Genomic DNA, 13,588 nt, shown 5'->3' with positions numbered 1-13,588 from the left:
GACATCATGGGTCTGACGCTTTCGCTGAACACCAATCCGCTGGTCAACCGCTTTGCCGACCCGGATGACCTGATCGAGACGGTGGCGCGCGCGTTGCGCATCCGCGACCTTCAGTTGACGCATGAATTCATCAACCCGTCCTGGCCCGCGCCGGTGATCCGCCGGATGACGCGCCAGATGGGCGCGGCGCTGGAGCGGACGGGGGTGCGGGTGACGTCGGGGATGACGGGGCCCTACGGGCGGCTGAACCATTTCGGCCATCCCGACCGCGACGTGCGGCGCTATTACGTGGACTGGTTCAAGACCTTTGCCGATATCATCGGCGATCTGGGCGGCACGTCGGTCGGGACGCAATTCGCCATCTTCACCTATCGCGACTATGACGATCCGGCGCGGCGCGAGGAATTGATCCGCATTGCCATCGATTGCTGGGCCGAGGTGGCGGAACATGCGCGGGCGGCGGGGCTTTCCTATGTCTTCTGGGAGCCGATGAGCATCGGGCGGGAGTTCGGCGAGACGATTGCCGCTTGCCTGTCCTTGCAGGATCGGCTGACGGCGGCGGGGATGGCGGTGCCGATGTGGATGATGGCCGATATCGACCATGGCGACGTGACCAGCCCGAACCCCGATGATACCGACCCCTTCGCCTGGGCGCGGGCGGTCCCGAAGGTGAGCCCGATCATCCATATCAAGCAGTCGATGATGGACAAGTCGGGGCATCGGCCCTTTACGGCGGAATACAATGCGAAGGGGCGGGTGCAGCCTGCGCCCTTGCTGGCGGCGCTTGCGGAAGGCGGGGCAGTGGACAACGAGATCTGTCTGGAACTGTCCTTCAAGGAGCGCGAGCCGAATGACCGGCAGGTGATCGCGCAGATTGCCGAAAGTGTGGCCTTCTGGGCGCCGCATATCGACAGCGGCGCGGCCGACTTGCGGGTGTAGGGATGGACCAGACGCCGCGCAGCATCGACATGGACCCGGAGCTGAGCCTTGCCGTGCGGGCGGCCTGGCTGCACTACGTGGGCGGGCTGACGCAGGCGGCTGTGGCCAAGCGGATGGGCGTGCCTTCGGTGAAGGCGCATCGGTTGATCGCGCGGGCGGTGGATGCCGGTCTGGTGAAGATCAGCGTGGATGGCCCGATGGTGGACTGCATCCGGCTGGAGAATGCGCTGTGCCGCAGCTTCGGGCTGGATCAGGCCGAAGTGGCGCCCGATCTGGGAGAGGATGGGTTGCCGCTGCGCGCGCTGGGTGTGGCAGGGGCCGGGTTCCTGCGGCGCGAGATCGAACAGGGCGGCGACCGGGTGATCGGGCTGGGCCATGGGCGGACGCTGGCGGCGGCGGTGACCGCGATGCCGCGGATCGAGGCCGGGACGGTGCGATTTGTGTCGCTGCTGGGCGGGCTGACGCGGAACTATGCGGCGAACCCGCATGACGTGATGCACAACCTTGCGGCCAGGACGGGGGCGCAGGCCTTTGTCCTGCCGGTGCCGTTCTTCGTGAATTCGCCGGAGGACCGGGTGACGATCCTGTCGCAGCCGGGGGTGCAGGAGATCTTTGACATGTCGCGGGGCGCGCCGCTGAAGATCGTCGGGATCGGCACGGTGGCGGCGGATGCGCAACTGGTGGCATCCGGCATGATCGAGGCGGGCGAGATCGACGAGATCGAGGCGGCGGGCGGCGTGGGCGAGATGCTGGGCCATTTCTTCGACGCGCGCGGGCGGATCGTGGAGACGGCGCTGACGGCGCGGCTGCTTGCCGTCGATCTGGACGGGCCGAAGGAGGCGCGGATCGTGGCCATCGCGGGCGGGCGCGGCAAGGTGGCTGCGATCCGGTCGGTGCTGGAGAGCGGGCGGCTGCGCGGCTTGATCACAGACGAGGCCACGGCGCGGGCGCTGCTGGTGTGAGATGGAAGAAGGCGAAGGAACGGGAATGAGCGCGACCTGCTGGATCGGCACGAGCTGGAAGATGCACAAGACGCTGGCCGAGGCGCGCGTCTTTGCCGAGGGCCTGATCGCGGCCGAGGCGGGGCGGGATGCGCGCATCCAGCGCTTTGTCATCCCGCCCTTCACGGCGGTGCGCGAGGTGAAGGCGCTGCTGGCGGGGACGTCGGTCAAGGTGGGCGCGCAGAACATGCATTGGGCCGATCAGGGCGCCTGGACGGGCGAGATCAGCCCCGTGATGCTGACGGATTGCGGGCTGGACCTTGTCGAGCTTGGCCATTCGGAGCGGCGGGAGCATTTCGGCGAGACGGATGAAACCGTCGGGCTGAAGGTGGAGGCGGCGGTGCGGCACGGGCTGGTGCCGTTGATCTGCATCGGCGAGACGCTGGAGGAGCGGCAGGCCGGGCGCGCGGCGGAGGTTCTGGAACGCCAGGTGCGCGGTGCGCTGGGCCGGTTGTCGGCCGAGCAGCGCAAGGCGACGGTCCTGCTGGCCTATGAGCCGGTCTGGGCCATCGGGGTGAACGGCATCCCGGCGACGGCGGATTATGCCGATGCGCGCCAGGCCGAGATCATCGCCGTGGCGCAGGATGTGCTGGGGCGGCGGGTGCCCTGCCTTTACGGCGGTTCCGTCAATCCCGGCAATTGCGAGGAACTGATCACCTGCCCGCATGTGGACGGGCTTTTCATCGGGCGTTCGGCCTGGGCCGTTGAGGGATACCTCGACATCCTGGCGCGATGCGCCGCCAAATTGTGAGGAGAGCGAGATGAAACTGGCGATTGCTGGAGACAGCGCGGGCGAGGGTCTGGCGAAGGTGCTGGCCGACCATCTGAAGGGCCGCTTCGAGGTGGCGGAGATCAGCCGGACGGAGGCGGGGGCGGATGCCTTTTATGCCAATCTGTCCGACCGGGTGGCGAGCGCGGTTCTGGACGGGACCTATGACCGCGCGATCCTGGTCTGCGGGACGGGGATCGGGGTCTGCATCGCGGCGAACAAGGTGCCGGGCATTCGTGCCGCGCTGACGCATGACACCTATTCCGCCGAACGGGCGGCTTTGTCGAACAATGCGCAGATCATCACCATGGGATCGCGGGTGATCGGGCCGGAACTGGCCAAGGCGATTGCCGATGCCTGGCTGGCGGTGACGAAGGATTTCGATCCGGCGGGCCGGTCCGCCGGGAATGTGGATGCCATCGACGCGGTGGACGCGAAGTACAACCGCCGCTGAGGCGGAGCGAGGGACCGAACATGCTGCGATTGCCGCAAGACGGCCCGCCATCGGCCGGGCTGCTGGAGGATCATTTGCCTGACCGGGGCGGGGTGGAACGGATCGTTCTGGCTATCGCCGCCGCCCTGCCGCCGCTTGTCGCGCGGCTGGCGGCGGGGCGGATTCCGGGCGATCCGACAGCCATCGTCGGGGTGAATGACAGCGGTGACCGGCAGAAGGCGCTGGATGTCGGGGCGCATGAGCACATGCTGGCGGCGCTGCGTGCGGCCGGGGTGCGGCAGGTGCTATCGGAAGAGGCGGAAGAGGTGGCGGTGCTGACCCCGGGCGGGGCCTGGGACGTGGCCATCGACCCGATCGACGGGTCGGGGTCCATCGGGATCGGTGCGCCGCTGGGATTGCTTTTCGCCGTCTATCCGGCCGGGGCGGAGGGGTTCCTGCGGTCCGGGCGCGTGGTGGCGGCGGCGGGCTATGCATCCTTCGGGCATTCCTGCGATTTCGGGTTTTCGGTCGGGCAAGGCGTGGACATCGCCACGCTGCACCCGGAGAGCGGGCGGTTCCACGTCACGCGGCAGGGGGTGCGGCTGGCCGAGGAGGCGAAGGTCATCGCCTATAACGCATCGAACGAGCGGCACTGGCCCGAGGCACTTCAGGCCTGGGCGTGCGATCTGCGGGCGGGCAAGGAGGGGCCGCGCGGCCGCGATTTCAACATGCGCTGGCTGGCGGCGGCGGTGGGCGAGCTGCACCGCATCCTGTTGCAGGGCGGCTGCTTTCTTTACCCGGCGGACCGTCGCACCGGCTATGCCCAAGGGCGGTTGCGGACGCTTTACGAGGCGGTGCCCATCGCCTTTCTGATCGAACAGGCGGGCGGGGCGGCGACGGATGGGCTGCGCCCGATCCTCGACCGGGTGCCCGCCATGCTGCACGAGAATACCCCGCTTGTCTTTGGCGCGAAGGCGGAGGTGGAGATCATCGCCCGCGCGCTTTCACTGCAATCCGGCACCGTGCCGATGGAAAACTGAGGATATCATGGCCCGCATCACCCTTCGTCAGCTTCTCGACCATGCTGCCGAGCATGGCTATGCCGTGCCCGCCTTCAACATCTCGAACATGGAGCAGGGCCTTGCGATCATGGCCGCGGCGCATCAGTGCAATGCGCCGGTGATCTTGCAGGCGTCGCGCGGGGCGCGGGCCTATGCGGGGGACCGGGTTCTGGCGCGGCTGATCGACGGGCTGGTCGAGATGTATCCCGGCATTCCCGTCTGCATGCATCTGGACCATGGTAACAGCCTTGCCACCTGCGCGACCGCGATCCAGCAGGGGTTTACGTCGGTGATGATGGACGGGTCGCTGCGCGAGGATGGCAAGACCCCTGCGGATTACGCCTGTAACCGCGATATCACCCGCGCGGTGGTGCAGATGGCCCATGCCTGCGGCGTGTCGGTCGAAGGCGAACTGGGCGTTCTGGGCAGTCTGGAGACGGGGATGGGCGATCAGGAGGATGGCCATGGCGCGACCGAGAAGCTGGGCGAAGAGCAGCTTCTGACCGATCCCGACGAGGCCGCGCGCTTTGTGGCCGAGACGGGGGTGGATGCGCTGGCCATCGCGATGGGGACGAGCCACGGGGCCTACAAGTTTACCCGCAAGCCGGACGGGGCGATCCTTGCGATGCATGTGATCGAGGAGATTCACCGCCGCCTGCCGGATACGCATCTGGTGATGCACGGCTCTTCGTCGGTGCCCGAGGATTTGCAGGCGATCATCAACAGCCATGGCGGGGACATCCGCCCGACATGGGGCGTGCCGGTGGAAGAAATTCAGCGCGGCATCCGGTCCGGTGTGCGGAAGGTGAACATCGACACCGACAACCGGCTGGCCATGACCGCGGCGATCCGGCGGACGCTGGCAGAGGACCCGTCGGAATTCGACCCGCGCAAATACCTGAAGCCCGCGATTGCGATGATGCAGGAGGTCTGCCGCCAGCGGTTCGAGGCCTTTGGCACGGCGGGCCATGCCGACCGCATCCGTCCCCTGCCGCTGGAGGCGATGGCGCGGCGGGCCTGAGGGCGGCAGGCTTGCCGCAGGGCGGGCGCTGGTTCTACTCTGCCCGCCGAGGCGGGTGGGGGAGGATGCGATGGCTCTGACGCAGAAGCTGATCAATGACGGCAATGCCGCTGTGGACGAGATGCTTGCGGGCGTCATGGCCGCGCATCCCGGTCACCTTTGGCGGCCTGCCCATGCGCCGCGCGCGGTGATCGCACGGCATGGCCCGCGTCAGGGCAAGGTGGCGCTGGTGATCGGGGGCGGATCGGGGCATGAGCCGACCTTCCTTGGATTTGTCGGCAAGGGCCTGGCGGATGCCTGCGCGGTGGGGAATGTCTTCGCCTCGCCACCGCCGCAGCCTGCCGTCGATGCGGCGCTGGCGGCGCAGGGTGGGGCGGGCGTCCTGTTCATGTACGGCAACTATGCCGGTGACGTGATGAATTTCGACATGGCGACCGAACTGCTGGAGATGGAAGGGGTGGAGGCGCGGACGGTGCTGACCACGGATGACATCGCGTCCTCCCCCGACCGGGCGAAGCGGCGGGGGGTGGCGGGCAATGTCTTCATCTTCAAGGCGGCGGGGGCGGCGGCGGACCTGATGCTGCCGCTGGACGAGGTGGAGCGGATCGCGCGCCATGCCAATGCGCGAACCTTCACGATGGGGGTGGCGCTGTCCTCCTGTTCGCTGCCGCAGACGCGGCGGCCGAGTTTCGACCTGCCGGTGGGCGAGATGGAGATCGGCATGGGCATCCATGGCGAGCCGGGGGTGCGGCGCGGGCCGCTGCGCCCGGCGGATGAGGTGGTGGACGAGATCATGGATGCCATCCTAGCCGAGATGGGCGCGGCGCGGGGGGACCGGGTGGCGGTGCTGGTCAATTCGCTGGGGGCGACGCCCTTGATGGAGCTTTACATCCTGCATGCGCGGGTGGCGGCGCGGCTGGCGCAGGCGGGGCTGGAGGTGCATCGGGCGCTGGTGGGGCCGTATTGCACCTCTCTCGACATGGCGGGGGCGTCGATCACGGTGATGCATCTGGACGCGGAACTGACGCGGCTGATCGACCATCCCTGCGACTGCGCGATGTTCCGGCAGGGGTGAGGCCATGGTGGATGCGGCGGTGCTGAAGGCCCGGCTGGCGGCGCTGGCCACGCGGATGGCGGCGGAACGGGATGCGCTTTGCGCGCTGGATGGTGCGGTGGGGGATGGCGATCACGGGATCGCCATGGAGCAGGGGATGAAGGCGGCGGCAGAGGCTGCGGTAGCGGTGGAGGGCAGCTTGCAGGAGATCTGCAACGCGGCGGCGAAGGGGTTTCTGAATGCGGTCGGTGCCTCCTCCGGGCCGCTTTATGCGACGGGGTTCCTGCGGATGGGCAAGGCGCTGGGCGCGGTGGAGGCGGTGGCAGAGGGCGATTTTGGGCGGCTGGCCATCCCGGCGATGCGGGACGGGATCGTGCATCGCGGGAAGGCGGCACCGGGGATGAAGACGATGCTGGACGCCTGGCATCCGGCGGCGGAATGCGCGCTGGCGGGCGGAACGTCGGCGGAGATCGTGGCGGCGGCTGAAGCCGGGGCGGAGGCGACGAAGGGGATGGTCGCCGGTTTGGGCCGGGCCGAGCGGTTGGGGGATCGGGTGTTGGGGCATATGGACCCCGGCGCGGCTTCGGCGGCCATCATGGTGGCGGGGCTGGTGGGTATGGCGGGGTGAACCCCGCCCTACTCGCCTTCCAGCCTTGTCCGCATCTCGCGTAGCACCGGCAGCACGGCGCGGACGCGGTCGGCGCCCAGCGCCTGCACCACTTCGGCGATGAGGGGAGCGACGGATTGCACCGCCGCATCGCGGGCGGCGCGGCCAGCGGGGCTGATCGCCACGAATTTGCGGCGGGCGTCGTCCCAATCCGGGCGGATGTGGATGTGGCCTGCCCATTCCAGCCGGTTCAGCGTGTTGGTCATCGCCCCGCGCGTGACGTGGAAGGCGCGGGCAAGCTGGGCGGGGGTGCGTTCATCGTTCACGCGCGCCAGATGGTTCAGCACGCTGAAATGAGACAGTTCCATCCCCTTGGGCAGAACCTTGGAGATGCGGTTGCGGGCGAGCTGATCCGCCATGAAGAGTTCGCCGAAGAGGGCGACGGCGATGTCTTCGGTTTTCTCGACCGTGGGCTTGTCGGCGGGCTTCATGGATCGGGACCCGTGAAATCCCGGTCATGGGAGAGGGAGGGGATGCGGGCGCGGGCCTTGGTCACTTCGTCCAGGTCGAGATCGACGAAGGTCACGCAGGGTTCAGTGCCTGCATCGGCCAGAACCTCGCCCCAAGGTGCGATGGCGAGGGAGTGGCCATGGGTGCGGCGGCCCTTGCCCTCATGTTCCGGGTGGAAGCCGGTCTGGGCGGGGGCGAGGATGAAGCAGCCGGTTTCGATGGCGCGGGCGCGGAGCAGGGTTTCCCAATGCGCCGCGCCGGTGATGTGGTTGAAGGCGGCGGGAACGGTGAGGATTTGCGCGCCGGATTTGGCGAGGCGGCGGTAGAGGTGCGGGAAGCGGACGTCGTAGCAGACTGTCATGCCGATCTTCGCAAAAGGGGTGTCGGTCAGCACGGCGCGGTTGCCGGGGCGGTAGCCTGCGGATTCGCGATAGACCTCGGTTTCCGACACGTTGACGTCGAACATGTGGATCTTGTCATAGCGGGCGTGGATGTCGCCGCTGGGCGCGATGAGGAGGGAGCGGTTGGCGAAGCGGCCATCGGCATCGGTGGTGAGCAGGCCGAGGGAGCCCACCAGCAGCCAGATGCCGTGTTTCGCGGCGGCCTCGCGCAGGGCGGCGAGGGTGGGGTCGGTTTCTTCGGGGTGCAGCAGGCTGCGCAGGCGGGCGCGGTTTGACGAGAGCGCATTGGTGCATTCCGGCGTCAGCACGAAGCCCGCGCCGCCAGTGGCGGCGGTGGCGATATGCGACAGGGTGACGGGCAGGTTCTGGCCCGGATCATCCGTGACGGTGAGTTGCACCAGGCCCGCGCGCATCAGGCAAGCATCGGGTCGAGTTTGCCATCCGCCTCCAGCGCGTGCAGGTCATCGCAGCCGCCGACATGGGTGCCGCCGATGAAGATCTGCGGGACGGTGCGGCGGCCATGGGCGCGGGCCGTCATGGCATCGCGCAGCGCCGGATCGCGGCTGACGTCGATTTCGGTGAAATCCACGCCTTTTTTCGTGAGCAGGCGCTTGGCGGCGAGGCAATAGGGGCAGATGGGCGTGGTGTAGATTTCGACCGGTTTGGTGGCGGGCATGGCTTGGGTCCTATGACATCACGCGCGGGGTTGCGCGGAACTATAGGGATTTAGGCATCCTTCGCAACGCGGGCCAGCACGGCAACGGAAACCCGCATTGCACCGGCGGCAAGGCAGGCCTCCGTCGCGGCGGCGAGGGTGGCGCCGCTGGTCATCACATCGTCGATGAGCAGGATTTCAGCGCCTTTCAGACGCGGGGCATGGCGGGGATGGGCGCGAATCGCGCCGGTGACATTGCGGAAGCGGCCATCCCGATCGCGCCCGTCCTGCGTGGGCGTGCGGCGCGACCGGATCAGCAGGTCGGGGACATGGTCAAGCCCGGCGAGGCGGGCGAGAGCGGCGGAGAGAAGGGCCGACTGGTTGTAGCGGCGGCGGAAGAGCCGCAGCCAGTGCAGCGGCACCGGGGCCAGGATCATGCCGGGGCGCAGGATGGGCTGCGCTGCGCGCAAGAGCCAGCGGGCGGCGGGACCGGCGAGATCGGTCCGGTCGCCATGTTTCAGCGCGAGGGGAATGTCGCGGCCCCGGTCGCGATAGAGCAGCGCGGCGCGGCCCTGCGCCCAGGGGCGGGCGATGGTCAGGCAGTCGTCGCAATGGACCGTGGCGTCATCCTCTCCGGGCAGGGGGGTGCCGCAACTGTCGCAGACGAGGCCGGTGATGAAGGGCGTATCGCGCCAGCATTCGGGGCAGAGCGCGAAGTCGCTGTCCACCAGCCCCCCGCAGGACAGGCATTGCGGAGGATAGAGAAGTTGGAGCAGTGCTTGCATTCCGACGCCCTTTTTGCCCAAGGTCCGCGCCATGCAGACCCCGCCCCTTCTGACTGACCGCCCTGCCCTGCTGCGCCAACGCGCCCGCGCCGATGCGGGGGCCTTGTTCCTGCACGACGAGGTGCGGGCCGAGGTGGAGGAGAGACTCGCCGAGGTTAACAGGCGGTTTACGGCGCCCGCCGTGGTGACGGGTTTTCCTGCGGTCTGGGGCCTGCCGGGGGCCGTGGTGGTGCCGGATGACGAGGTGCTGGCGCTGCCGGTGGCGGGTCACGATCTGGTGATCCATGCGCTGGCCCTGCATTGGGCGAATGATCCGGTGGGGCAGTTGGTGCAGTGCCGCCGCGCGCTGAAGGCCGACGGCCTGTTCCTTGGCTTCCTTTACGGGGGGCAGACGCTGGCCGAATTGCGGGCCTGCCTCGCGCAGGCCGAGGCGGAGGTGACAGGGGGCCTGTCGCCGCGCGTTCTGCCGATGGGGGAAATTCGCGACCTGGGCGCCTTGCTGCAACGGGCGGGATTTGCCCTGCCGGTGGCGGACAGTTTCACGAAAACGGTGACTTATGGCGATGCGCTGGCCCTGATGCGCGATCTGCGCGCGATGGGCGAGGGGAATGCGCTGATGGCGCGGCTGCGCAGGCCCACGCGGCGGGCGGTGCTGTTGCGGGCGGCGGCGCTTTATGCGGCGCATCATGCCGGGGCGGATGGCCGGGTGCGCGCGACCTTCGAGATCATCTGCCTGACGGGCTGGGCCCCCGATGACAGCCAGCAAAAGCCGTTGCGCCCCGGATCGGCTGCCCAAAGATTGGCCGATGCGTTGGGCACGGCGGAGTTGCGACTGCCTGACAGGGGTGGGAACGGTTGACCCCGGCCCAGAAGCCTTTATGTCCGGCGAAACATTAAAGATTTGAAGGAAACCGCGATGCTGGATGCCAAGCCTTCGATGCAGGGTGCCGTGACGGGCCATGACGCGGGCATGATCCACCCCGGTCAGGGACGGCTGGCCCATGCGCAGGCCGATCACCCGCCGGTGCGCAAGGCCAAGATCGGGGTGCTGCTGGCCAATCTGGGCACGCCGGACAATTACGACTACTGGTCGATGCGGCGCTATCTGAACGAATTCCTGTCGGACAAGCGGGTGGTCGATTATTCGGCCTGGATCTGGCAGCCTCTGCTGCAACTGGTGATCCTGTCGAAGCGGCCCTTTTCATCGGGGGCGAATTACAAGCTGATCTGGAACCACGAGTTGAACGAAAGCCCGCTTCTGACCATCACGAAGGGCCAGACCCGGAAGATCGCCGAGGCCATCGCGGGCAGGCATGGCGACGAGATCATGGTCGATTTCTGCATGCGCTATGGCAATCCTTCGACGGAATCGAAGGTGCGCGCGATGGTGGAGGCGGGCTGCGAGAAGATCCTGTTCTTCCCGCTATATCCGCATTACGCGGGCGCGACCTCGGCCACCGCGAATGACCAGTTCTTTCGGGCGTTGATGAAGGAAAAGCGGCAGCCCGCAGTGCGGACAGTGCCGGAATATTTCGAACATCCCGCCTATATCGAGGCGCTGGCGCAATCGGTGGAAAAGGCCTATGCGGCGCTGGATCACACCCCCGATGTCCTTGTCGCGTCCTATCACGGGATGCCGAAGCGCTATCTGATGTCGGGTGACCCCTATCATTGCCAATGCGCCAAGACCTCGCGCCTGCTGCGGGAACGGCTGGGATGGGAGAAGGGGTCGATCGACACGACCTTCCAGTCGGTCTTTGGCCCCGAGGAATGGCTGCGCCCCTATACGGTGGAGCATGTGGCGGAACTGGCCAAGCAGGGGAAGAAGAAGATCGCGGTGATCGCGCCGGCCTTTTCGGCCGATTGCATCGAGACGCTGGAAGAGATCAACGGCGAAATCCGCGAGGCCTTCGAGCATGAGGGGGGCGAGGTGTTTACCTATATCCCCTGCCTGAACGATGACGCGGCGCATATCGAGGCGCTGGTTGCGGTCATCGAAGAGAACCTGACGGGCTGGCTGCGCTAAGGCGCGGCGGCCTGTCGGACCGGAAATAGAAAAGGGTCGGCGAACTGCTTCGCCGACCCTTTCCTATACGCGATCCGGAAGATCAGTTCGAGGCAGCAGCCGCGATGACCAGCAGGAGCAGCAGCGGAACAACGATGCCGCCAGCCGAGGACGACGTGTTCGCTTCAACAACTTCCGGTTCCATCACCGGTTCAGCCATGCCGCCAGCGAAAGCGGTCGAGGCGGCAACCGTCAGAGCGGCAGCGAGCGCGAGTTTCTTCATGTTAACCTCCAGTTATTGCATGACGACGGATGTTGCAGAGGCGACGCCATGCACCCAAGATATACCTCGTGGCCCTTGTTAAGCAGCAACGTCGGCGGATTGCAACTTGCTGCTTGCGCGAAAAGCGCCGTTCCGGCGCTTTTCGTCAAATTAGCAACACCTGCGTCCCGACTTGTGTCAGGGCGAACAATTCCTGAATATGCTCGTTGTAAAGCCCGACGCAGCCGTTGGATGAGCGGCGGCCGATCTTGCGCGTGTCATGGGTGCCGTGGATGCGGTAATAGGTCCAGGACAGGTAGAGCGCATGGGTGCCGAGCGGGTTGTCGGGCGACCCGCCTTCCACGACTTCGGGCCATTCCGGGTTGCGCTCGCGCATCGCGGGAGTCGGACGCCAAGTGGGGGCGACGACCTTCTGAACCACTTCCGTCCGGCCGCGACGGGTGAGGTCTTCGGACAGGGGGACCGAGGTCGGGTAGAGGCGGTAGGTCGATTGATCCTCGGACCAGAAATGCAAGGCGCGCGAGGTGAGATCGACGAGGATCGCCCCCCTGCGGGTGTTGTCGAAATAGTTCTGCCAATCCAGCATCCGGAAGCTGGACGCGTTGTTGCGCACCGAGCTTGACGCGCCCGGCAGCATTTCGGTGGAGCCTTCCATCGCGGCTGCGGGAAGGGCGGCGGCCCCGCCAATGGCGGCGGCGGCCCCGGCGAGGAAATAGCGGCGGTCCATGGGGACCTTGCGGTCGGCACTCATCTGCTTGCCCCTTTCTGATTGTCTCTTTTTCCGGCGTGATAGCGATTTCGGCCCGTTTCGGCAAATCAAACGCATGTCAGTCGGCAAAGGGCCGCAGGGAAAGCGTCCCCTGTTCGGTTGGGTTTGAACTGTTTCCGCGCTTTCGATAAAGAACGGCACAAAGAACCGGCGCTGCGGCGCAACTGGGGCGGGCAGGAAGATGGACAGACGGACGATGCTGATGCTGGGCGGTGCTGCGGCGGCGCTTGCGGCCTGTTCGCCCACGATGGGCGCAGGGCCGAAGCTGGGGCCGGATGGCCAGCCCTTGCCGCAGGTCTATCCCACCGCGTCGCAAGGGGCGGGGACGATCGAATACCGGCTGCTTGATTCGGTGAATGCGCTGCGTCAGGCGCGGGGCCTCGGGGCGCTGACCTTCAATGCGCAGTTGAACGCGGCAGCGGCGACACATGCGCGTGACATGTCGGTGCAGAACCGGCCCTGGCATTTCGGATCGGACGGGTCATCGCCCCTGACGCGGGTGCAGCGCGTGGGCTATACCGGAAAGCTGCTGGGCGAGCTGATCTCGGAAACCTACGAGACGGAGCTGGAAACGCTGGCGACCTGGATGGAAAGCCCGGACATGCGGAATGTCATCCTTGATCCGGCGGCGACGGATATCGGCTTTGCCTGGTTCCAGGAGCCGAATGGCAAGATCTGGTGGACGCTGGTGACCGGATCGAGCGGCGGCTTCGGGGCCGGGTTCCAGAGCGCGGCTTTCGCCGGGTGAGGCCGGTCCTGCCTGCCCCGATCAGGGCAGGATGTGGATGACGGTTCCGGGTTCCACCATCGAATAGATCACCTCCATCTCCTTGTCGGAGACGGCGATGCAGCCTTCCGTCCAGTCGCGGCGCGAGACAGGGCGGCGCGGGCCGCCGTGGATGAAGATGTCGCCGCCCGGCGATTTGCCTGCGGCTTCGGCAAAAGCGACATCGGTCGTGTTGGGGTAAGAGATGCCCAGCGACAGGTGGAAGCGCGACTTCGGGTTCCGGTGGGTGATGTAATAGGCGCCTTCGGGCGTCTTGCCGTCACCTTCGAACTGCTTGTGGCCTTCGGGGGCGAAGCCAAGCGAGATGTCATAGGATTCCAGCACCCGACCGTGATGCAGCAGATACATCTTCCGCGCGGCCTTGTGGACCTGAACCGAGGTGACCTCTGGCCCGTTATACTTGCGGAACTTGCCACCGCCGCAGGCCGAAAGACCCACCGCCAGCGCGAGAATGAGAAAAACCTTCAGGAACCACCGCATGAAACTGCCCGCCTCGCCGTATCTTGTT

General features: G+C 66.9%; 18 protein-coding genes. 11 read left to right on the top strand and 7 right to left on the bottom strand.

Translation table 11 applies throughout. The annotated features are described in order from the left end of the window. Positions 1-6 precede the first annotated feature (6 nt). The 8 genes from C0V75_RS03945 (at position 7) to dhaL (ending at position 6,906) form a co-directional block, all read left to right on the top strand. Complete coding sequence (locus C0V75_RS03945) at positions 7-939, top strand: sugar phosphate isomerase/epimerase (RefSeq protein WP_101919902.1); 933 nt, start codon at positions 7-9, stop codon at positions 937-939. A gap of 2 nt (positions 940-941) precedes the next feature. Further along, entirely contained in the window at positions 942-1,901 is a 960-nt protein-coding gene (locus C0V75_RS03940) for a sugar-binding transcriptional regulator (protein WP_254216360.1), read from the top strand. A 25-nt stretch (positions 1,902-1,926) separates the two neighbouring features. Then, a complete protein-coding gene (locus tag C0V75_RS03935) occupies positions 1,927-2,691 on the top strand; it encodes a triose-phosphate isomerase (RefSeq protein WP_101919565.1) in 765 nt (254 codons plus the stop codon). Positions 2,692-2,701: 10 nt separating this feature from the next. Then, on the top strand, positions 2,702-3,163 hold the full coding sequence (locus C0V75_RS03930) for an RpiB/LacA/LacB family sugar-phosphate isomerase (protein ID WP_101919564.1): 462 nt from the start codon (positions 2,702-2,704) through the stop codon (positions 3,161-3,163). A gap of 20 nt (positions 3,164-3,183) precedes the next feature. Continuing rightward, positions 3,184-4,182, top strand: a complete 999-nt coding sequence (locus tag C0V75_RS03925) for a class 1 fructose-1,6-bisphosphatase (protein ID WP_101919563.1) — start codon at positions 3,184-3,186, stop codon at positions 4,180-4,182. Positions 4,183-4,189: 7 nt separating this feature from the next. Continuing rightward, positions 4,190-5,224, top strand: a complete 1,035-nt coding sequence (gene fba / locus C0V75_RS03920) for a class II fructose-bisphosphate aldolase (RefSeq protein ID WP_101919562.1) — start codon at positions 4,190-4,192, stop codon at positions 5,222-5,224. A 70-nt stretch (positions 5,225-5,294) separates the two neighbouring features. Continuing rightward, positions 5,295-6,299 (top strand): dihydroxyacetone kinase subunit DhaK, encoded by a 1,005-nt coding sequence (locus C0V75_RS03915; protein ID WP_101919561.1) that lies wholly within the window; start codon positions 5,295-5,297, stop codon positions 6,297-6,299. 4 nt (positions 6,300-6,303) lie between these two features. Next, entirely contained in the window at positions 6,304-6,906 is a 603-nt protein-coding gene (gene dhaL, locus C0V75_RS03910; protein ID WP_101919560.1) for a dihydroxyacetone kinase subunit DhaL, read from the top strand. A gap of 8 nt (positions 6,907-6,914) precedes the next feature. On the opposite strand, the gene C0V75_RS03905 is transcribed toward dhaL, so the two are convergent. From C0V75_RS03905 to C0V75_RS03890, 4 genes are read right to left on the bottom strand one after another with little or no spacing between them, the layout of a single operon-like run. Next, complete coding sequence (locus C0V75_RS03905; RefSeq protein ID WP_101919559.1) at positions 6,915-7,376, bottom strand: MarR family winged helix-turn-helix transcriptional regulator; 462 nt, start codon at positions 7,374-7,376, stop codon at positions 6,915-6,917. Further along, positions 7,373-8,209, bottom strand: coding sequence for a carbon-nitrogen hydrolase family protein (locus C0V75_RS03900; protein WP_101919558.1), 837 nt, complete (start codon positions 8,207-8,209; stop codon positions 7,373-7,375). The genes C0V75_RS03905 and C0V75_RS03900 overlap by 4 nt, the downstream gene beginning before the upstream one ends. Then, a complete protein-coding gene (gene grxC, locus C0V75_RS03895) occupies positions 8,209-8,472 on the bottom strand; it encodes a glutaredoxin 3 (RefSeq protein WP_101919557.1) in 264 nt (87 codons plus the stop codon). Before grxC ends, C0V75_RS03900 begins: the two co-directional genes overlap by 1 nt. A 50-nt stretch (positions 8,473-8,522) precedes the next feature. Then, the gene (locus tag C0V75_RS03890; RefSeq protein ID WP_101919900.1) at positions 8,523-9,236 is read right to left on the bottom strand and encodes a ComF family protein; all 714 of its coding nucleotides are present in this window, start codon (positions 9,234-9,236) and stop codon (positions 8,523-8,525) included. 31 nt (positions 9,237-9,267) lie between these two features. Between C0V75_RS03890 and C0V75_RS03885 the strand changes: the two genes are divergently transcribed. Further along, a complete protein-coding gene (locus C0V75_RS03885; RefSeq protein ID WP_101919556.1) occupies positions 9,268-10,095 on the top strand; it encodes an SAM-dependent methyltransferase in 828 nt (275 codons plus the stop codon). A 111-nt stretch (positions 10,096-10,206) separates the two neighbouring features. Continuing rightward, positions 10,207-11,262: a ferrochelatase gene (gene hemH, locus C0V75_RS03880; protein ID WP_173861042.1), complete on the top strand. Its 1,056-nt coding sequence runs from the start codon at positions 10,207-10,209 to the stop codon at positions 11,260-11,262. 82 nt (positions 11,263-11,344) lie between these two features. On the opposite strand, the gene C0V75_RS03875 is transcribed toward hemH, so the two are convergent. Further along, positions 11,345-11,524 (bottom strand): hypothetical protein, encoded by a 180-nt coding sequence (locus tag C0V75_RS03875; RefSeq protein WP_023663741.1) that lies wholly within the window; start codon positions 11,522-11,524, stop codon positions 11,345-11,347. Positions 11,525-11,669: 145 nt separating this feature from the next. Then, on the bottom strand, positions 11,670-12,275 hold the full coding sequence (locus tag C0V75_RS03870) for a L,D-transpeptidase (protein WP_101919554.1): 606 nt from the start codon (positions 12,273-12,275) through the stop codon (positions 11,670-11,672). A gap of 199 nt (positions 12,276-12,474) precedes the next feature. Here C0V75_RS03870 and C0V75_RS03865 point away from each other — a divergent pair, with 199 nt between their 5' ends. Beyond that, complete coding sequence (locus C0V75_RS03865) at positions 12,475-13,041, top strand: CAP domain-containing protein (protein WP_101919553.1); 567 nt, start codon at positions 12,475-12,477, stop codon at positions 13,039-13,041. A 21-nt stretch (positions 13,042-13,062) separates the two neighbouring features. Here C0V75_RS03865 and C0V75_RS03860 read toward each other — a convergent pair whose 3' ends face one another. Beyond that, positions 13,063-13,560, bottom strand: coding sequence for a murein L,D-transpeptidase family protein (locus tag C0V75_RS03860; protein WP_101919552.1), 498 nt, complete (start codon positions 13,558-13,560; stop codon positions 13,063-13,065). Positions 13,561-13,588 lie beyond the last annotated feature (28 nt).

This window comes from Tabrizicola sp. TH137, from assembly GCF_002855575.1.
Classification (GTDB): domain Bacteria; phylum Pseudomonadota; class Alphaproteobacteria; order Rhodobacterales; family Rhodobacteraceae; genus Paragemmobacter.
This window is presented reverse-complemented; position numbering and strand designations above follow the sequence as displayed.